This is a genomic window from Legionella erythra (genome assembly GCF_001467615.1).
In the GTDB taxonomy this organism is placed as follows: Bacteria; Pseudomonadota; Gammaproteobacteria; order Legionellales; family Legionellaceae; genus Legionella_C; species Legionella_C erythra.
Genome location: NZ_LNYA01000034.1, coordinates 377,071 through 395,850, shown reverse-complemented (window position 1 = coordinate 395,850; position 18,780 = coordinate 377,071). Strand labels below are relative to the sequence as shown.

The window sequence follows — 18,780 nt, the reverse complement described above, 5'->3', positions numbered from 1 at the left end:
TATGCTACATGATATAGGCATTTTGCTGTGGATTATTATTAAGATATTAATCATTGTCGTGCCCTTACTGATCGCTGTCGCTTATCTGACCTATGCCGAGCGTAAAGTCATTGGTTACATTCAGATACGCATTGGTCCTAATCGCGTCGGATTTAAAGGGTTATTGCAGCCTTTTGCTGATTTGATTAAGTTAATTACCAAAGAAATCATAGTCCCGACGCAATCGAACAAGTATCTGTTTATCATTGCCCCTTTATTTGCACTGGCTCCCTCTCTGGTCGGTTGGGCTGTTATTCCTTTTTCAGAAGGGATGGTTCTGGCCAATATTAACGCCGGCGTACTTTACCTGTTCGCCATGAGTTCGCTGGGGGTGTATGGCGTACTAATTGCCGGTTGGGCTTCCAACTCCAAATACGCCATGTTTGGTGCGTTACGCAGCACGGCGCAAACAGTATCTTATGAAATTGCCATGGGTTTTGCTCTGGTTGGCGTATTATTGGCAGCCGGGAGCATGAACCTCACAGAAATTGTTCAATCCCAGCGTGGAGGAATTTGGCATTGGTGGTTTTTGCCTCTTCTGCCCTTATTTGTAGCCTGCTGGATTGCTGGTATTGCCGAGACTAACCGTGCGCCGTTTGATTTGGCGGAAGGGGAATCGGAAATTGTAGCCGGATTCCATGTCGAATATTCAGGAATTGGTTTTGCATTATTTTTCCTGTCTGAATACGCCAGCATGATCCTCATTTCCACCATGTTATCCCTTCTTTTTCTGGGTGGGTGGCTATCGCCTTTTGAAGGAATCCCTGTTCTTAACAGTATTTTCTTTGTCGTTCCCGGTTTTGTCTGGCTGCTGATTAAAATCTCGTTTTTCCTATTTGTTTATTTGTGGATTCGCGCCACTTTCCCTCGCTATCGCTACGATCAGTTGATGCGCCTGGGATGGAAAGTATTAATCCCGGTGACCATAGTCTGGGTGATTGTTACCGCATTGATGGTGGTAACGCACCTTAAGCCATGGTTTTAACGAGCAATGAGCTGAGTAATGAAAAAATTATATCGATACATCAAACATTACATTAAGAGCTTCCTTTTGCTGGAGCTTTTCTCTGGTTTGACCGTGACGGGTAAGTATTTCTTCAAGAAGAAATTTACGGTGCAGTTTCCGGAGGAAAGCACGCCGGTGTCTCCACGATTCAGAGGTATGTTAGCTCTGCGCCGTTACCCGAATGGCGAAGAACGTTGCATTGCCTGTAAATTATGCGAAGCCGTGTGCCCAGCCTTGGCGATTACTATTGAATCTGAAGTGCGAGAAGACGGTTCCAGACGCACGACGCGTTATGATGTTGACTCGTTTAAATGCATTTATTGCGGTTTGTGTGAAGAATCCTGCCCGGTTGATTCCATCGTATTGACCCCCATCCAGCATTATCACTACACCGAACGAGGGCAGAATATTTTAACCAAAGACAAATTGTTGGCTATCGGCAGCCTGATGGAAAAGAAACTGGCTGAAGATAGAGATGCTGATAAAGATTACCGCTAACGAGGTGCGAGATGCATGAGTTGCTAGTACAAATTATATTTTATGTTTTTGCTGCCTTGGCAATTTTTTCAGCATTAATGGTGGTTACCCAAAATAACCCGGTACGTTGCGTGTTGTTTCTGGTGTTAACGTTTTTTGCCAGTGCCATACTGTGGATTCTGGTGTCGGCAGAATTCCTTGCCCTGATTCTTATCCTGGTCTATGTTGGCGCCGTAATGACCCTGTTCCTGTTCGTGGTCATGATGTTGAACATTGATGTAGAGTCCATGAAATCTCATTTTGTCCGCTACTTGCCATTTGGTCTGATTATTGTGGCCTTTCTGACCGGATTGCTGCTGATTGCCTTACCGGACAACCTGTTTAAAACAGCTGTTGAGCAAACACCTGCATCATCTGTGATTGTTGATGATTTCAACGAATACGATGAAGTGGTCGCTCAACCGTCCAAAGCAATTTCCAATACAGAAGCTATCGGCAGAGTTCTTTATACCGATTATGTATTCGCCTTTGAGCTGGCGGCGGTATTGCTCTTGGTCGCTATCATTGCGGCTATTACTTTGGCGCATCGAAATATCATTCGATCCAAACGACAAAGCATAGTCAGTCAGATCATGACTGATAGCAATGATCGAATTGAACTGATTGCGATGAAGTCAGAAAAACAATCATAGGAATGACCATGATACCAGTAAATAATTACCTCATTCTGGCAGCTATTCTTTTCGGCTTAAGTATAGTCGGCATTATGCTTAATCGAAAAAATATCATCCTGCTGTTAGTGTGTATCGAGCTGATGTTACTCGCTGTAAATACTAATTTTGTGGCTTTTTCTCACTATTATGGAAGCGTGACCGGGAATGTTTTCGTCTTTTTTATATTGACGGTGGCTGCTGCTGAAGCTGCCATTGGCTTGGCTATCGTGATGTTGCTCTATCGTAATCGGGGCAATATTGATGTTGATAAAATGAATCATTTAAAAGGTTAACAACGTGAGCATTCAACAACTCTGTCTTATCATTGTCCTGGCACCGCTGTTTGGCTCGATTGTCGCTGGCTTTTTCCGTAATCAGATTGGACGGGTTGGAGCGCATTCAGTCACTATTGCCGGTGTGGCTTTGTCATTCCTGCTGTCGCTCTATGTTGCAGGTGTTATTCTCAGCGGCACTCACGAATCGGTTAATGTCAACCTGTATACCTGGGCGAGCGGGGGTTTGTTTTTTCCCTATGAGTTTCATATTGGCTTTTTAATTGATCCGCTTTCAGTGGTGATGCTGGTTATTGTGACTTTCGTTTCCTTGCTGGTTCATATTTACAGCATTGGCTACATGGTCGACGATGACGGCTATCAACGCTTCTTTAGCTATATCTCCCTGTTTACGTTTATGATGCTCATGTTGGTTTCTGCCAATAACTTCCTGCAATTATTCTTTGGCTGGGAAGGGGTGGGCCTTGTTTCCTATCTTTTAATCGGCTTTTGGTACAGTAAAGAGTCCGCTATTGAAGGAAGTCTCAAAGCCTTTTTGGTCAACCGTGTAGGGGATTTTGGCTTTGTGCTGGGAATCGGCCTGATTCTGGCTTACACCGGAAGCCTGGACTATGACATGGTTTTCAAAAGCGTATCCAGTTTGAATACCCAGACGATTGAATTATTTTCCGGTCATCCCTGGTCGCTGATCACAGTAACTTGCATTCTACTGTACATTGGAGCGATGGGTAAATCCGCGCAGGTTCCCCTGCATGTCTGGTTACCGGAATCCATGGAAGGCCCGACGCCGATTTCCGCGTTAATCCATGCTGCCACCATGGTTACGGCGGGTGTGTTTATGATTGGCCGAATTTCCCCGTTGATTGAGTATTCTACAACAGCCTTGTCCCTAGTCCTGGTAATTGGGGCAACAGGTGCGCTGTTTACAGGGCTTCTTGCCTTGGTGATGAATGATATTAAACGCGTAGTAGCCTATTCCACCTTATCTCAGTTAGGCTACATGATGGTGGGCATGGGCGCTTCTGCCTACAGTGCTGGCATGTTTCATCTACTCACACACGCCTGTTTCAAAGCCTTGCTATTCCTGGGGGCAGGATCAGTCATTATTGGCATGCATCACGAACAGGATATGCGGAAAATGGGCGGCCTTTGGCGCAAAATGCCCATTACTTATGTGACCTATATTATTGGTAGCCTGGCTTTATGTGCAATACCGCCTTTTGCTGGATTCTACTCCAAGGATACCATCATTGAAGCGGCTAAATTATCTACTATTCCAGGAAGCACTTACGCTTACTTTTGCGTTGCTCTTGGTGCGATGGTTACAGCCATATATACGTTCCGTTCGTTTTTCATGACCTTCCATGGCACGCCACGGATGGATAAGCATACCTTTGATCATGTCCATGAGTCGCCTGCTGTCGTCTGGCTGCCTTTGGTCATTTTGGCTATCCCGTCAGTGATTATTGGTTATATTCTGTTTATGCCCATGCTTTATGAGGTACCCACCTTGTTGGGTAAATCGCTGTTTGTTTTGCCTGAACACAATGTGCTGGAGGAGTTATCCCGCGAGGTTCATTCCCCCTTGCAAGCTGCACTGCATGCGCCCTGGTCGCTCACCTTTTGGCTCACCTTGGCGGGCATTGCAGTGGCTTGGCTAGCCTACATCGCCATGCCCGGCATTCCGGCAAAACTGGCTCGTTCATTCTCCTGGATTTACAGCTTGTTGCTTAATAAATATGGTTTTGACAGCTTTAATAACAAAGTGGTTGTCGCCGGATCCAAAGCGCTTGGCCGATTCTTTTATAATACGGGCGATCAGCGGCTTATCGATGGACTCCTCGTCAATGGTACGGGTCGCACGGTGCGTTGGTTTGCTCAGAAGGGACGTGGTATTCAAAGCGGTTATTTATATCACTATGCAACGGTCATGGTGTTGGGTTTAATTGTTTTCTTATGCTGGTTGCTATTAGGCTGATTATAAGGTGAAGGTATGCATCATTTGCTCAATTTATTGATCTGGTTACCGATTATTGGAGGCGTGTTTGTATTCCTGACCGGTGATGACAATAATCCGAATGTTTCACGATATCTGACATTGTTCACGATATTGCTTACGTTACTCATCTGCATCCCGCTGGTTAGCGGGTTTGATGTGAACACCTACAGCATGCAATATCTGGAAGACATTGCCTGGATGCCGGCTTTGGGCATTAATTACAGTCTTGGTGTTGATGGTTTATCTCTGCTGCTTATTGTGCTCAGTATTTTTACCAATCTGATTGTCGTGCTCGCGACCTGGACCAGCATTCACAAACGAGTTGGTCAATACATGGCGGCCTTTTTGATTATGCAAGGCTTTTTAGTGGGCGTTTTTGCAGCGACCGACGCTATTGTGTTTTATATTTTCTGGGAAGCGACGTTAATTCCCATGTACCTCATCATTGGTATCTGGGGCTCGGATAATCGTGTCTACGCGGCGATTAAATTTTTCCTTTATACTTTCCTGGGCTCTGTCCTCATGCTGGCTTCGTTTCTTTATATGGGCTACATCGCCGGCTCATTTAAAATCGAAACCTTCTACGCGGTTAAGCTCAGCATGACTGCCCAGACGTTTATTTTTATTGCGTTCTTCCTTGGCTTTGCCATTAAAATTCCCATGTTCCCCGTGCATACCTGGTTGCCTGATGCTCACACAGAAGCACCTGCTGGAGGTTCCATTGTGCTTGCCGCTATTCTGCTTAAGCTCGGTGCCTATGGATTTATTCGCTTTGCCTTACCTATAGTTCCTGATGCCTGTCGGTACTATGCGGACGTGATGATTGCCCTGTCATTGATCGCGGTGGTCTATATCGGTTTGGTTGCTATTATCCAACAGGATATGAAACGGTTAATTGCCTATTCCTCCATTTCTCATATGGGCTTTGTGACCTTGGGCTGCTTTGCCATCTTCACCATTGCCGAAAGGTCTGGTTTGCAAAATGCCGGCCTTGTACTGGAAGGCGCCATCATCGTGATGATTTCTCATGCATTTGTATCGAGCGGCATGTTTGCTGGCGTAGGGTATATCTATGATCGTATGCACACGCGCCAGGTTAAGGATTTTGGCGGGCTTGTTCATTCCATGCCTATTTTCGCTTCCTTCTTTATGCTGTTTGCGATGGCCAATGCCGGCTTACCCGGTACTTCCGGCTTTGTAGGTGAATTTATGGTTATTCTTGGCAGTATAAAAGCCGGCTTCTGGATTGCCTTCTGGGCGGCCACGACGTTAATTGTAGGGGCGGCCTATACGCTCTGGATGTATAAGCGCGTCATATTTGGGCCTGTAAAAAATGACAAAATCGCAGCCCTGCATGATCTTTCAGGTTATGAAATCAGTGCCTACGTGCTACTGGTTATCATGGTTGTGGCAATGGGCGTTTACCCAAAGCCCGTGCTTGAATATGTACACCAGACTGTGAGTCATACATTAGCTCAGGCTGATAAATCGAAACTATAATTTACAAGGTTAAATGAACATGACGTCCTTGCTTGATAATATCCACGTAGCTTTACCGGAAATCATCCTGTTGATCACCGCAGCTTTAGCTCTGCTAAGCGACTTGTTTTTGCGTGATTACTGCAAGAACATTGCATTGACCTTATCCATCATTGGGTTGGTTTTTTGCACAGTCATCAGTACATTACTGCTCGGAAGCTATAAGTCCATTATTTTTGGCGGGCTGTTTATCAGCGATGACAGTGCGCAGTTAATGAAAATTTTTATCTATCTTTGTGCCATTTTCTCGTTCATTTATTCCCGTGATTATGTTGATGAGCGTCAGATTCCCTCCGGGGATTATTATGTTCTTGGACTGTTTTCCACCCTGGGTATGATGGTTCTGGTCTCCGCGCATTCTTTGTTGACCATTTATCTTGGTTTGGAGTTGTTGTCTCTGCCCCTGTATGCCATGACGGCTATTCGCCGCACTAATAGTGATGCAGCAGAAGCGGCGATGAAATACTTTGTAATGGGCGCCATTGCTTCAGGTATGATGTTGTACGGATTGTCATTAATTTATGGCGCCACTGGGAAATTGGATCTTCTGGATATCGCCAATGCAATTGCGGCTAACTGGCAGGAGCAAGATACACTTCTGTCTTTCGGTCTGGTGTTCATCATGGTCGGTGTGGGCTTTAAGCTGGCTTCCATGCCTTTCCATATGTGGGCCCCTGATGTCTATCAGGGCGCACCGTCCTCCGTTACATTATTTTTAAGTGCTGCTCCTAAAATTGCTGCCATTGGCATGACGCTACGTCTGTTAACCCTCGCATTGGTTGATATTTCGGCCCAATGGCAACAGTTGCTGATGATCATGGCTCTGTTGTCGACCGGTTTTGGTAACCTGTTCGCTATTGCGCAAAACAACATTAAACGGCTTTTGGCCTACTCTGCAATCTCACATGTGGGTTATGCATTATTCGGTATTCTGACTGCGACTGAAGCAGGCTATGCGGCCGCTCTGTATTACGTATTGGTTTATTCCATTATGACCGTTGCTGCCTTTGGTTTGATTGTTCTGCTGTCCAACCACGGGTTGGAAGTCGAAAGCGTTGATGATTTGAAAGGTCTGAATAAGCGCAATCCCTGGATTGCCTTCCTGATGCTTATTGTCATGTTTTCCATGGCTGGAGTTCCCCCCACAGTTGGTTTCTTTACCAAATTACTGGTATTAAAGGCTCTGGTGGATGTGCATTTAACCTGGGTTGCTGTATTAGGTTTGTTATTTGCAGTCGTCGGCGCTTATTACTATGTTCGTATTGTGAAGGTGATGTATTTTGATGATGCAAAAGACAATGCCCCTGTCCAGATAAGCACATCGTCACAATTTTTTTATTCTATTAATTGCCTGTCGCTGCTTTATCTGGGGATTTTTCCTTCCGGACTTATCAGTGCATGCATTAATGCATTTGCTTAAAGGTAAAACTTGCAAAAATTGCTTGCTATACCAGGGAAGTGTGCGTATACTTGCCTCAGTTGATGCGGGGTGGAGCAGCCTGGTAGCTCGTCGGGCTCATAACCCGAAGGTCGTAGGTTCAAATCCTGCCCCCGCTACCACTATCTAAAAGACCCCATTATTGGGGTTTTTTGTTATGTATTACCCGGTAATCAGACACAACCTGTCGGTTTGCAATCTTTATAGAGTATTGGCAACTTTATATACCGTAAACTCCGATTTATTGCTGAATGGTCTCAAGCGACAGGTGATTGTCCTGTGCGAATTTTCGCTGCCGGAAATAAACGTGCTGAGAGTGGAATATGATAAAAGCAGATATTCAGGAATTATTGGAACCTTTGGTGAATAGCCTGGGCTATGAGCTGTGGGGCTGTGAATATTTGTCGCAGGGGCGCCATTCTTTACTGCGTATTTATATTGATAAGGAAGATGGCATCGGGATTGATGACTGTGAACGAGTCAGTAAACAGATCAGCGCCTTACTTGATGTTGAAGATCCTATTTCTGGCAATTATAGTCTTGAAATATCATCACCCGGTATTCCAAGGCCGATATTTTATAAAAAACATTACCTTCGATACCTCGGGCATGATATACAGTTAAAATTGTATAAACCCGTAAATGGAAGCCGTAAACTGGCTGGCAGGATTGCAGCAGTGGACGATGATACGCTGAGATTACTGGTAAACGAGACATCCGTAGACGTGCAATTATCCAATATTGTGAAAGCAAATTTGACAGGCGAGTGAGGCGAACAATGAGTAAAGAATTGTTATTTATTGCTGAGGCATTATCCAACGAGAAAGGTGTCAGCAAAGAAGTAGTATTGCAAGCAATCCAGGCAGCCCTGGAGTCAGCCACACGTAAACTGTCAGAAAAGGAAATCGGTATCCGCGTTAAACTGGACAACCGCACCGGCGATTACGAAACATTCCGTTATTGGGATGTTGTGGAAGATGATGGCGTTGAGTTCCCGGATCAACAACTCGGGATTACTGAGGCGAGAACGCGCTCACCTTCCATTCAAATCGGTGAGCGTATTGAAGAGCCCATGCCGTCCATTGAGTTTGGCCGCATCGCCGCTCAAACCGCACGCCAGGTTATTATGCAGAAAGTGCGTGAGGCAGAAAGGCAACAAGTGGTTGATCAGTTTCAATCCAAGCTGGGTCAGTTAGTCTATGGAACCGTCAAAAAGGTCACCCGCGATAATATCATTATTGATTTGGGCGGCAAGGCTGAAGCGTTCATGCCTCGACATGAAATGCTGCCGAATGAAATGTTTAGACCGAATGATCGTGTACGTGCCTATTTATATGAAATTACCCCCCAATCCCGTGGCCCACAATTGTATGTGAGCCGTATACGTAACGAGATGCTCATTGAATTGTTCCGCATTGAAGTGCCAGAGATTGGTGAAAACGTGATTGAAGTAAAAGCCGCTGCCCGTGAGCCAGGTAACCGTGCTAAAATTGCTGTGAAAACAAATGATGGCCGCATTGACCCGGTGGGAGCATGTGTGGGTATGCGCGGTGCTCGTGTCCAGGCAGTATCCAGTGAATTAGGTGGTGAGCGGGTTGATATCATCCTCTGGGACGACAATCCGGCACAATTGGTTATTAATGCCATGGCACCGGCTGATATCAGTTCCATTGTGGTTGATGAAGACAGCCATACCATGGATCTGGCTGTACAAAAGGAGCAATTGTCTCAGGCTATTGGACGTAATGGCCAGAACGTGCGCTTGGCCAGTCAATTGACCGGTTGGACGTTAAACGTCATGACGGTCGAAGATTTTAATAACAAAAGCCAGGAAGAATCACAAAAAACCATTAACCTGTTCACCAGTGCATTGGAAATTGATGAAGAGATTGCCTCCCTGCTGGTTGCTAATGGTTTTTCTTCACTGGAAGAAATCGCCTATGTACCCAAAGAAGAATTGATGGCGATTGAAGAATTTGATGAAGAAATTGTTGAAGAGTTGAGAAACCGGGCGAATGATTGTCTTCTGACTCAAGCCTTATCGTCTGGTCAGGGATTGTCAGTGGACAAGCCGTCAGAATCATTACTGACGATGGAAGGCATGACCAATGATATTGCTGCCAGTCTGGCCGCCAAAGGCATTACGACCATGGATGATCTGGCTGAGCAATCGGTTGATGAATTACTTGATATACCCGGTATGACTGAAAAGAAAGCGGGTGAATTGATCATGAAGGCGCGTGAACCCTGGTTTTCATAAATTATCGATAGTTGTAATGAAAGACCCTTATTTTAATTAGTGAGCCATTGGCTTCTAATTAGGATGTAAGTGGATAACAAGTATAGAACAATGGCGATTTGCATTAAAATTGCTAAAGGGGGGTAAAATATGGCGGATGTGACGGTTAAACAATTAGCTCAGGTCGTGGGAATCCCCGTTGAGCGTCTATTGAACCAGTTGCAGGAAGCGGGACTCTCTTTTAATAACGATGAACAGACCGTGAATGAAGAACAAAAGCGTGTCTTGCTGAATCATTTGAAAGGTAATGCCGGCAATGAGTCAAGAGCTGCACCTGAGCGAATTACTTTAAAGCGAAAAAGCCTCACCCAGGTTACTGTGGGGCATGATCTGCACAGCGGGAAAACGGTTAATGTGGAGGTTCGTAAAAAGCGGACCTATGTTAAGCGCAGTACCTTGTTGGAACAACAGACTGAAGCAGAGCAGGAAGCAGAATCATTAGTTACAGCAGACGGAGAAACTGTGCCTGTTCTAAACGATGAGGCGGCTCTGAGGGAACTGGAACCTAACGCGGTTGTGGCTGATGAGGCATCAGTGACAGCAGCTGTTCAACCCATGGAGGAATCAGTGGCAGAAGCTGAAAAAATGGCTGAATCTGCTGCCAGGGAAGAAGACGCGTCTGCTGCCACAGAAATGCCGCAAAGTAAGGAAGCCGAAATCAAAGAGGTGAAGGACAAGCGCGAAACCGATACGGAAGCCCAAGAACAAAGGGAAGAAAAGCCCAAAAAGAAATATTCCAGCAAAGAAGATATGGAGTCAGAGGCTGACAAGTCCGATTTTAAAAAGAGCGCCGGGAATAAAAAGAAAACCAAATACCTGTTGACCGAACGTGAAGACGAGGAAGGCGCACATGTTCGCCACAAACGTCCCAAGTCTAAAAAACGTAAGCTGAATGAAAAATCGGATAAATATCGTGAAGCTGAGGACGCGTTAACACACGGTTTTGCCATGCCGACAGCCCCTGTAATCCGGGAAGTTTTGATTCCTGAAACCATCACGGTTGGTGAATTGGCCAAACGCATGTCAGTTAAAGTGGCTGAAGTGATCAAAGTCATGATGGGCTTGGGTGCCATGGCAACCATTAACCAGGTCATCGATCAGGATACCGCCATCATTGTGGTTGAGGAAATGGGCCATAAGGCACGTGCCCTGAAAGAAGATGCGGTTGAGCAGACTCTGGGTGAAGTCATCAGCAAGGGTAGTCAATCAGAGAGCCGTGCGCCGGTTGTGACCATCATGGGTCATGTTGACCACGGTAAAACATCCTTGCTCGACTACATTCGACGGACCAAGGTGGCAGCGGGAGAGGCTGGTGGTATTACGCAACACATTGGCGCATATCATGTGAGTACACCGAAAGGCGATATTACGTTCCTGGATACGCCAGGCCATGCCGCCTTTACGGCCATGCGTGCACGCGGTGCTCAGGCGACCGATATTGTTATCCTGATTGTTGCCGCTGATGACGGCGTTAAGCCTCAAACGATTGAAGCTATCCAACATGCCAAAGCGGCCAAGGTGCCTATTATCGTAGCTGTTAATAAAATGGATAAGCACGATGCCGATCCGGAGAAAGTCATGAACGAGTTATCCGTGCATGAAGTGATTCCCGAGGCCTGGGGCGGCGATACCATGTTTGTTAACATTTCCGCCAAAACTGGAATGGGTATTGATGAATTACTGGATGCCGTTCTACTGCAGTCGGAAGTGTTGGAATTAGAAGCCTTTACAGATGGCGCGGCCAAAGGGGTTGTTATTGAGTCGCGTCTGGATAAAGGGCGCGGCCCGGTTGCGACCGTTTTGGTCCAAAGCGGAACGCTTCGCAAAGGGGATATTCTCCTGGCCGGCTTCCAATATGGCCGGGTCAGAGCCTTGGTCAGCGACAATGGTACATTGGTTGACAGCGCGGGGCCGTCCATTCCGGTAGAAGTTCTGGGGTTGTCTGCCATTCCACATGCTGGAGATGAAGCGGTTGTGGTGCCCGATGAGAAAAAGGCACGTGAAGTAGCCTTGTTCCGCCAGGGTAAATTCCGTGATGTCAAACTGGCCAGACGACAAAAATCGTCGATTGAAGGCATTTTTGAAAACATGACCTCGACCGATGCCAAAGTGCTGAATATTGTGCTTAAAGCGGATGTTCAAGGATCGCTTGAGGCTATTGCGGATGCGTTGGTTAAATTATCGACTGACGAAGTGAAGGTTGAAATCATTGCCAGCGGCGTGGGCGGTATTACCGAATCGGATGTGCATTTGGCTATTGCTTCAAATGCAATTCTAATTGGCTTTAACGTGCGTGCTGATGGTGCTGCCAAGCGGTTGGCTGAGCATGAACAGGTTTCTTTGCACTATTACAGTGTAATTTACGACATTGTTGATCAGGTCAAAGGTGCATTAACCGGCATGCTGGCTCCCCAATTCAAAGAGGAAATCATTGGTATTGCCGAGGTGCGGGATGTATTCCGCTCCCCCAAACTGGGTGCAATTGCCGGATGTATGGTGGTGGAAGGCACCATCAAACGCAATAACCCTATTCGCGTTTTACGAAATAACGTCGTGATTTATGAAGGAACACTGGAATCATTAAGACGCTTTAAAGATGATGTGGTTGAAGTACGCCAGGGCTTTGAGTGCGGTATCGGTGTGAAAAACTATAACGATGTCAAGGCAGGCGATTTGATTGAAGTATTTGAAACAATAGAGATCAAGCGGGCTTTATGAGTAATGACTTTAAACGAACCGATCGCGTAGCAGAAATGTTGCAGCGAAAATTATCGCAGATCATTCAGCAGGAGATTAAAGATCCCCGATTGCCCAATTTTGTCACTATTTCAGGCGTCAAGGTGTCAGGCGATTTAAGTCATGCGAAAGTGTACTTTACTGTCTTAGGCGATGAGAACAAGCAGGCTGCTGTGATTTTGAATACTGCAGCAAGCTATCTACGTAGCGCGTTAGCCCGCACAATTAAACTCCGCACCGTGCCTCAGCTTCATTTTGTCTATGATGAATCGATTGAGTATGGCAGGCGTTTAAGCAAATTGATTGATGAAGCCAATCCCGACAGCCAAGATGAGCAACGTGAGCAGTAAAGAACAGGTTGACGGTGTTTTGCTGGTCAATAAGCCCCAGGGTCTATCATCCAATGCGGTACTGCAAAGGGTAAAACGCCTCTATAATGCTGAAAAGGCAGGGCATACTGGCAGTCTTGATCCATTGGCTACCGGCATGCTTCCTGTCTGTTTTGGTGAAGCCACAAAATTCAGTCAGTACGCGCTTGACGATGATAAAACGTACGAAGCGACCGGTTTATTAGGCATAAAAACAACCACATCCGATGCCATGGGCGAAATAATTGCCAGAGTAGATGCCGTCCACGTGACGAAAGACCACCTTCAGGCAACGATTCAGGAATTCATTGGTTTAAGTCATCAGACTCCATCAATGTTTTCTGCTTTGAAACACCAGGGTACGCCATTATATAAATACGCCAGGAATGGTATCGATATTGAGCGTGCTTCACGTGCCATCACCATTAAAGAGCTCCTTTTACTGGATTTTGATGGGCAGGAATTTAAAATCCGGGTGAGTTGCAGTAAGGGAACTTATATTCGAAATCTGGTGGAAGACATTGGGGATAAATTAAACGTGGGGGCGCATGTCACCCAATTGCATCGCTTGTATACTGCCGGTTATTCAGCTTATCCCATGTATACTTTGGATATGCTGCAAGCGGCTGATAAAACTCAGCTGTCTGCTTGCCTGCTGCCAATGGAAACCACGGTGCGTCATTTTCCCTGTCTTTCATTAACGGATGAGGAACTGCTTAATCTGAGGCTGGGGCGTGTTATTTCTCCAGTTAAGGCTTTAAACTGCACCGGGGAAATCCGTTTATACGACTGCAAGGAACAGTTTGCTGGTTTAGGTTTTGTTGATGAATCGGGCGCTTTTAAAGTAAAGCGCTTACTCAGTGAGCAAGCCTTTCGCGCACGCGGGTGAGAATCTTGCACAATTATTAACTAAAGACTTGTGTCTTAAGGGCGCTCTTGATAGAATGCTCCCCTTTAAGAAGAACACTTAGCTTATTTCCAGGAGTGAACAATGTCGCTAACTAGCGCACAAACAGCAGAAATTGTGAATCAGAACAAACGAACTGAGAAAGATACTGGCTCTCCAGAAGTGCAGGTTTCTTTAATTACCAATCGAATTCAATATCTGACAGACCACTTTAAAGCGCACAAGAAAGATTTTCATTCACGCCGTGGTTTGCAAGAATTGGTTAACAAGCGTCGCAAGCTGTTAAAATATTTAAAAAGAAAGGATCAAGACCGTTATCAAAGCCTGATCCAAAAGCTTGGTCTGCGGGATTCCTATTGATAGTGGGTTTTTCCTATGGTTAGGAGATACACAACTATCCAATTTTAAGTTAAAGGCGCAGTTTTCTGCGCCTTTTTTTTGCTAATACATAATGAGGTGACTACGTGTCAAAATTCACTAAAGAAGTGCGATTTGGGGAACACACCCTGATTCTGGAGACTGGCGAGATAGCCAGACAAGCGGATGGTGCTATTTTTGCCAGCATGGGCGGAACCCAGGTTCTGGTGACTGTGGTAGGCAAGAAAGATGGTGCAGAAGACAATGGCTTCTTTCCACTGACCGTCAATTATCAGGAAAAAACCTACGCCGCGGGTAAAATCCCCGGTGGCTTTAACAAGCGTGAAGGCCGTCCCAGTGAAAACGAAACCTTAACTTCACGATTAATGGACAGGCCCCTGCGACCCTTGTTTCCTGAAGGATTCCGTAATGAAGTCCAAATTATTGCCACCGTTATGTCGCTCAATCCGGAAGTGCCTGCCGATATCGTCTCAATGATTGCAGCGTCTGCCGCATTGGCCATTTCAGGTATTCCGTTTATGGGACCTATTGGCGCTGCCCGCGTCGGTTATCAGGACGGTATTTATTTATTAAACCCCAGCTACAAAGCCACCCAGCAATCTGATTTGGATTTGGTTGTTGCCGGAACAGAAGATGCAATTTTAATGGTGGAGTCTGAGGCGCGCGAGTTAACTGAAGAAATCATGTTAGGCGCTGTGCTTTATGGCCATGAAATGATGAAGGGCGTTATCCGTGCAATCAAGGAAATGGCTAAAGAAGTGGGTAAGCCCGCCTGGAATTGGACTGCACCCGCAACCGATACATCGCTGATTGCCCGTATTGGTGAATTAGCTACCACCCGTTTTAATGAAGCCTATTTAATTAAAGACAAGCAGCAACGTCATCAACGTCTTCAGGACGCACGCCAGTTCGTGTTAGATACCCTGGCTCAGGAACGCGATGATCTCAAAGTGGATACGGTTGCTGAAATCATGGAATCTCTGGAAAAAACGATTGTGCGAAACCGTATTCTTGATGGCGAGCCACGGATTGATGGACGCGATCAGCGTACCGTGCGGCCCATTGCTATCCGTACCAAGTTTCTTGAACGTACTCATGGTTCCGCGTTGTTTACCCGTGGTGAAACGCAGGCCATAGTTGCCGCCACACTCGGTAATGAACGCGATGCACAAACGCTTGACGGTCTCTATGGTGAGACGAAAGATCGCTTCATGTTGCATTATAATTTCCCCCCCTACTCAGTTGGGGAAGTCGGCATGGTCGGTAGTCCCAAACGCCGTGAAATCGGCCATGGCCGTCTGGCAAAACGAAGCCTGATGGCTGTATTGCCAACTGCCGCAGAATTTCCTTATGTACTGCGTGTCGTTTCTGATATCACAGAATCCAATGGTTCCAGTTCCATGGCCACCGTCTGTGGTACCAGTCTTGCCCTGATGGATGCCGGTGTGCCGCTCAAAGCCCCAGTGGCTGGCGTGGCTATGGGTCTTATCAAGGAAAACGATCGCTTTGCTGTGTTGACGGATATTCTCGGTGATGAAGACCATCTGGGAGATATGGACTTTAAAGTAGCGGGAACCGATAAAGGGGTTACGGCACTGCAAATGGACATCAAAATTACCGGAATTACCAAAGAAATCATGGAGCAGGCTCTGGAGCAGGCGCTGGCAGGAAGAAAGCATATCCTGGGTGTCATGAATAATGCGCTGTCTGAGCACCGGGGTGAACTCTCTCAACATGCTCCGCGCATAACCACCATGAAGGTAGCGGAAGATAAAATCCGCACCATCATCGGCAAAGGCGGCGCTACGATTAAGGGGTTAATTGAAAGCACCGGCGTTTCAATTGATATCGATGACAGCGGCGTGGTTCAGCTTTTCTCACCGGATGCCGAGGCGCTGGCAGAAGCACAACGGCAGATTAAAGCCTTGATCGCAGAAATTGAAGTAGGTCAAACCTATAAAGGTAAAGTCAGCAAAATTGTTGATTTTGGTGCCTTTATCAATTTGTTGCCGGGCAAAGACGGGCTCTTGCACATTTCCCAAATTTGCAGCGATCGCTCTCAAAAAGTAGAGTCTGTCTTGAGCGAAGGCCAGGAAATTGAAGTGTTCGTGGCTGGTGTTGACAAACAGGGTCGTGTGAAACTCGAGTGGAAAGATAAGCCCCAGGCTGCGGAAAAAGCCGCTGATTCACCCGTTGCAATGGATGACGAAGCGCTTGATCTCTCCCACGATGACGTTGACGAAGCACAAGCCAAATCCACTGAAGAAGAATAACCCTCATCCAGTGCCTGGCATTAGTCAGGCACATCCATTGCCTTCATATTAATCACCATGGCCAATGTATTGGCAATAGTGGCTCTTTTATGTAGAATGCACCGAGAAATCACCACTATGCAGTGAATATGGTCACATCCAGCATTTTAATTTATGGCAAAACAACCGAGACTAAAAACCGATTCGTTGAACAATTCACTCAAATTAATCTTGGTCATAGGGATACCCTTCAGCCATCATTAGTTCATAATCGCGATGCAACCCATTTCAGAGAATATAATTACTGGATTTTGGACACGTCCTATCAACAGAGCTTGTCGCTTTATTGTCCGAGTGTTGACGCAGTCCTTTACTTTGTAGAGAGTTGGGATGAACACCAGATTACTCAGGATATTAATGCCTTAAAGGCAATCAATCCCGCCATGCCCCTTTTGTTTGTTGGGATGTCCAGTAAGGATGATTTGCCGTTCATGTCAATTGCGGATTATCCCGCACTCTGGTTAGATAACATGGCCGATATAAATCGGGAAAATATCCTCCAGTTGCTTAATCAAATGATTGATGAAAAGAAACGCAGGGATAAAGAGGCCGTACTTTTTTTTCCAAAGATCGCATGGACACCCATGGCTAAAGCCAAGGATTGCACTTTGGCTGGAAGCAGACTGCATCAGGCGCTTGAGCAACTTGAAGAACAATTGAAAAGCGCTTCTCCTGAGGCTGCCGATGCCATTGCTCAATCGACTGAAAAACTAATGCTTGCCTGGCAACGTCTGGAGGATAGAGAAACCATCATCGCTACCTATCTCAATGAATGCCAGATTCATTTATACGGTAAACATTATAGGCTGGCCCAGGCGGTTTTTACAGTGGCTATCATGGCGACACTCACCATGGCTGCCGCTGTCGTTGGTTTTGGCATCGGATTTGGTTTAGGACTCTGGTCAGGGCCGGGTGCATTTTTTAGCGGCATCATTGCGGGCACGGCGGCAGCTAAAGTTGCCTTGGCAAGCGGAGTGGTGGGAACCGTAGCAGGCGGCTTGATTGCCTATGGTTTATTCAAATCAAATCCCATCGCACAAGCGGCCAATGACGTAACCGAGACCATGATGATGTTTCCTGAATACATGGACACGGACTTATAGCCGGGCAGTCGCATCTAAATGTTACCGTGCTTTATGCATCACATCCGTTCGCTAATCAAGGATTTGATGCATACAAGTTCGGGAAGTAAATGGTGATTAATAAAGTACGGGATCCGCCTGCTATGGCTTGGGATCATCAGATATCATGGTTAACGGATTAACTTTAAAAACTCAAGGCGTGTATTGGCGTTGTTGCGCATATCACCTAACATCACCGATGTGGTCATCACCGAATTTTGCTTTTCCACGCCACGCATCATCATGCACAGATGCTTGGCTTCAATGACCACACCAACCCCGCGTGCGCCCGTGATGCTTTCAATGCACGTAGCAATTTCTGCGGTCAAACGCTCCTGAATTTGTAAGCGGCGGGCAAAATAATCAACAATCCGGGCAATTTTAGAAAGGCCAAGCACTCTGCCGCTGGGTAAATAGCCCACATGGCATTTACCCAGAAAGGGCAGTAGATGATGCTCACACATGGAGTACAGCTCGATTTCTTTCACAATCACCATCTCGCTCATGTCCGATTCGAAGAGGGCGTTGTTGATGATCTCGTTTAAATCTTCAGCATAACCTTTGGTCAGATAGCGAAGCGCATTGGCGGCCCGTTCCGGGGTATCCCGCAATCCTTCACGAGAAGGATCCTCGCCTATCTCTTCCAATATTTTTTTATACAATTCTTGCATGAATAAAACCCTAACCCGGCGGCCAGGTCATTTGACGACCACCCAGTATATGTAAGTGAATATGGTAAACTTCCTGTCCGCCACCTGCATTCACATTAAAAACAAGGCGATATCCGAAATCGCTTAAATGCTCATTATGAGCCATCTTTTTGGCTGTCAGAATCATTCGTCCGAGCAATTGCTCGTCATTACTGTCTGAATCATTGATTGTCGCAATGTGCTTTTTAGGCAGCACCAGAAGATGAGTTGGAGCCTGTGGCCGGATGTCGCGAATAACCATGACTTCCGAATCATCGAAAAGCACCGTGGCCGGAATCTCCCCTTTGATAATTTTGCAAAAGAGACAATCCATCATTGCACCTTAATTTAATGAGCTAATCCGACATTATACCTTGAGTTATAGCGATTAAAAATAGCTGGATATTGATTGACGAGAGAACATCTTATTTTGCCTTTTGATGGGGTTTTGGCATAATACGCCGTC

Annotated in this window: 16 protein-coding genes, 1 tRNA gene and 2 pseudogenes; 17 read left to right on the top strand and 2 right to left on the bottom strand. The window is 46.1% G+C overall.

The genetic code is table 11. The features are described 5' to 3' along the window. Position 1: 1 nt before the first annotated feature. The 17 genes and pseudogenes from nuoH to Lery_RS13005 all read left to right on the top strand — a co-directional run bounded on the left by nuoH (position 2) and on the right by Lery_RS13005 (position 17,607). A complete protein-coding gene (gene nuoH / locus Lery_RS13080) occupies positions 2 to 1,024 on the top strand; it encodes an NADH-quinone oxidoreductase subunit NuoH (RefSeq protein WP_058527678.1) in 1,023 nt (340 codons plus the stop codon). An 18-nt stretch (positions 1,025 to 1,042) separates the two neighbouring features. Then, positions 1,043 to 1,543, top strand: a complete 501-nt coding sequence (gene nuoI / locus Lery_RS13075) for an NADH-quinone oxidoreductase subunit NuoI (RefSeq protein ID WP_058527677.1) — start codon at positions 1,043 to 1,045, stop codon at positions 1,541 to 1,543. A gap of 11 nt (positions 1,544 to 1,554) precedes the next feature. After that, the gene (locus Lery_RS13070) at positions 1,555 to 2,214 is read left to right on the top strand and encodes an NADH-quinone oxidoreductase subunit J (protein WP_058527676.1); all 660 of its coding nucleotides are present in this window, start codon (positions 1,555 to 1,557) and stop codon (positions 2,212 to 2,214) included. A gap of 8 nt (positions 2,215 to 2,222) precedes the next feature. Continuing rightward, on the top strand, positions 2,223 to 2,528 hold the full coding sequence (nuoK, locus tag Lery_RS13065) for an NADH-quinone oxidoreductase subunit NuoK (protein ID WP_058527675.1): 306 nt from the start codon (positions 2,223 to 2,225) through the stop codon (positions 2,526 to 2,528). Between the two features lie 4 nt (positions 2,529 to 2,532). Further along, on the top strand, positions 2,533 to 4,506 hold the full coding sequence (gene nuoL / locus Lery_RS13060) for an NADH-quinone oxidoreductase subunit L (RefSeq protein ID WP_058527674.1): 1,974 nt from the start codon (positions 2,533 to 2,535) through the stop codon (positions 4,504 to 4,506). Positions 4,507 to 4,521: 15 nt separating this feature from the next. After that, a complete protein-coding gene (locus tag Lery_RS13055) occupies positions 4,522 to 6,027 on the top strand; it encodes a complex I subunit 4 family protein (protein ID WP_058527673.1) in 1,506 nt (501 codons plus the stop codon). A 19-nt stretch (positions 6,028 to 6,046) separates the two neighbouring features. After that, positions 6,047 to 7,486 (top strand): NADH-quinone oxidoreductase subunit NuoN, encoded by a 1,440-nt coding sequence (nuoN, locus tag Lery_RS13050; protein ID WP_058527672.1) that lies wholly within the window; start codon positions 6,047 to 6,049, stop codon positions 7,484 to 7,486. A gap of 63 nt (positions 7,487 to 7,549) precedes the next feature. Next, positions 7,550 to 7,626: transfer RNA gene (locus Lery_RS13045), tRNA-Met, on the top strand. 201 nt (positions 7,627 to 7,827) lie between these two features. Continuing rightward, positions 7,828 to 8,274, top strand: a complete 447-nt coding sequence (gene rimP / locus Lery_RS13040) for a ribosome maturation factor RimP (protein ID WP_058527671.1) — start codon at positions 7,828 to 7,830, stop codon at positions 8,272 to 8,274. An 8-nt stretch (positions 8,275 to 8,282) separates the two neighbouring features. Continuing rightward, positions 8,283 to 9,764 (top strand): transcription termination factor NusA, encoded by a 1,482-nt coding sequence (gene nusA, locus Lery_RS13035; protein WP_058527670.1) that lies wholly within the window; start codon positions 8,283 to 8,285, stop codon positions 9,762 to 9,764. Between the two features lie 129 nt (positions 9,765 to 9,893). Next, positions 9,894 to 10,212 (top strand): annotated as a pseudogene (locus tag Lery_RS15890) (translation initiation factor IF-2 associated domain-containing protein); the annotation flags it as partial. A 356-nt stretch (positions 10,213 to 10,568) separates the two neighbouring features. Continuing rightward, positions 10,569 to 12,521, top strand: a pseudogene (gene infB, locus Lery_RS13030) (translation initiation factor IF-2); the annotation flags it as partial. Further along, the gene (gene rbfA, locus Lery_RS13025) at positions 12,518 to 12,889 is read left to right on the top strand and encodes a 30S ribosome-binding factor RbfA (protein ID WP_058527668.1); all 372 of its coding nucleotides are present in this window, start codon (positions 12,518 to 12,520) and stop codon (positions 12,887 to 12,889) included. The pseudogene infB and the gene rbfA, both read left to right, overlap by 4 nt. After that, positions 12,870 to 13,796: a tRNA pseudouridine(55) synthase TruB gene (gene truB / locus Lery_RS13020; RefSeq protein ID WP_058527667.1), complete on the top strand. Its 927-nt coding sequence runs from the start codon at positions 12,870 to 12,872 to the stop codon at positions 13,794 to 13,796. The genes rbfA and truB overlap by 20 nt, the downstream gene beginning before the upstream one ends. A gap of 102 nt (positions 13,797 to 13,898) precedes the next feature. Beyond that, positions 13,899 to 14,174, top strand: a complete 276-nt coding sequence (gene rpsO, locus Lery_RS13015) for a 30S ribosomal protein S15 (RefSeq protein ID WP_058527666.1) — start codon at positions 13,899 to 13,901, stop codon at positions 14,172 to 14,174. A 104-nt stretch (positions 14,175 to 14,278) separates the two neighbouring features. Further along, positions 14,279 to 16,465, top strand: a complete 2,187-nt coding sequence (gene pnp, locus Lery_RS13010) for a polyribonucleotide nucleotidyltransferase (RefSeq protein ID WP_058527665.1) — start codon at positions 14,279 to 14,281, stop codon at positions 16,463 to 16,465. 128 nt (positions 16,466 to 16,593) lie between these two features. Continuing rightward, positions 16,594 to 17,607: a hypothetical protein gene (locus tag Lery_RS13005; RefSeq protein ID WP_058527664.1), complete on the top strand. Its 1,014-nt coding sequence runs from the start codon at positions 16,594 to 16,596 to the stop codon at positions 17,605 to 17,607. A gap of 149 nt (positions 17,608 to 17,756) precedes the next feature. On the opposite strand, the gene folE is transcribed toward Lery_RS13005, so the two are convergent. After that, on the bottom strand, positions 17,757 to 18,296 hold the full coding sequence (gene folE, locus Lery_RS13000; protein ID WP_058527663.1) for a GTP cyclohydrolase I FolE: 540 nt from the start codon (positions 18,294 to 18,296) through the stop codon (positions 17,757 to 17,759). Positions 18,297 to 18,306: 10 nt separating this feature from the next. After that, positions 18,307 to 18,648 (bottom strand): histidine triad nucleotide-binding protein, encoded by a 342-nt coding sequence (locus Lery_RS12995; RefSeq protein WP_058527662.1) that lies wholly within the window; start codon positions 18,646 to 18,648, stop codon positions 18,307 to 18,309. Positions 18,649 to 18,780 lie beyond the last annotated feature (132 nt).

Excerpts from the sequence above, each read along its gene's own strand:
- truB (WP_058527667.1), top strand. The coding sequence starts at position 12,870 with ATGAGCAACGTGAGCAGTAAAGAACAGGTTGACGGTGTTTTGCTGGTC.
- rpsO (WP_058527666.1), top strand. The coding sequence starts at position 13,899 with ATGTCGCTAACTAGCGCACAAACAGCAGAAATTGTGAATCAGAACAAA.
- rbfA (WP_058527668.1), top strand. The coding sequence starts at position 12,518 with ATGAGTAATGACTTTAAACGAACCGATCGCGTAGCAGAAATGTTGCAG.
- Lery_RS13070 (WP_058527676.1), top strand. The coding sequence starts at position 1,555 with ATGCATGAGTTGCTAGTACAAATTATATTTTATGTTTTTGCTGCCTTG.
- nuoN (WP_058527672.1), top strand. The coding sequence starts at position 6,047 with ATGACGTCCTTGCTTGATAATATCCACGTAGCTTTACCGGAAATCATC.
- folE (WP_058527663.1), bottom strand. The coding sequence starts at position 18,296 with ATGCAAGAATTGTATAAAAAAATATTGGAAGAGATAGGCGAGGATCCT.
- nuoH (WP_058527678.1), top strand. The coding sequence starts at position 2 with ATGCTACATGATATAGGCATTTTGCTGTGGATTATTATTAAGATATTA.
- nuoI (WP_058527677.1), top strand. The coding sequence starts at position 1,043 with ATGAAAAAATTATATCGATACATCAAACATTACATTAAGAGCTTCCTT.
- Lery_RS12995 (WP_058527662.1), bottom strand. The coding sequence starts at position 18,648 with ATGGATTGTCTCTTTTGCAAAATTATCAAAGGGGAGATTCCGGCCACG.
- rimP (WP_058527671.1), top strand. The coding sequence starts at position 7,828 with ATGATAAAAGCAGATATTCAGGAATTATTGGAACCTTTGGTGAATAGC.
- Lery_RS13005 (WP_058527664.1), top strand. The coding sequence starts at position 16,594 with ATGGTCACATCCAGCATTTTAATTTATGGCAAAACAACCGAGACTAAA.
- nuoK (WP_058527675.1), top strand. The coding sequence starts at position 2,223 with ATGATACCAGTAAATAATTACCTCATTCTGGCAGCTATTCTTTTCGGC.
- nusA (WP_058527670.1), top strand. The coding sequence starts at position 8,283 with ATGAGTAAAGAATTGTTATTTATTGCTGAGGCATTATCCAACGAGAAA.
- Lery_RS13055 (WP_058527673.1), top strand. The coding sequence starts at position 4,522 with ATGCATCATTTGCTCAATTTATTGATCTGGTTACCGATTATTGGAGGC.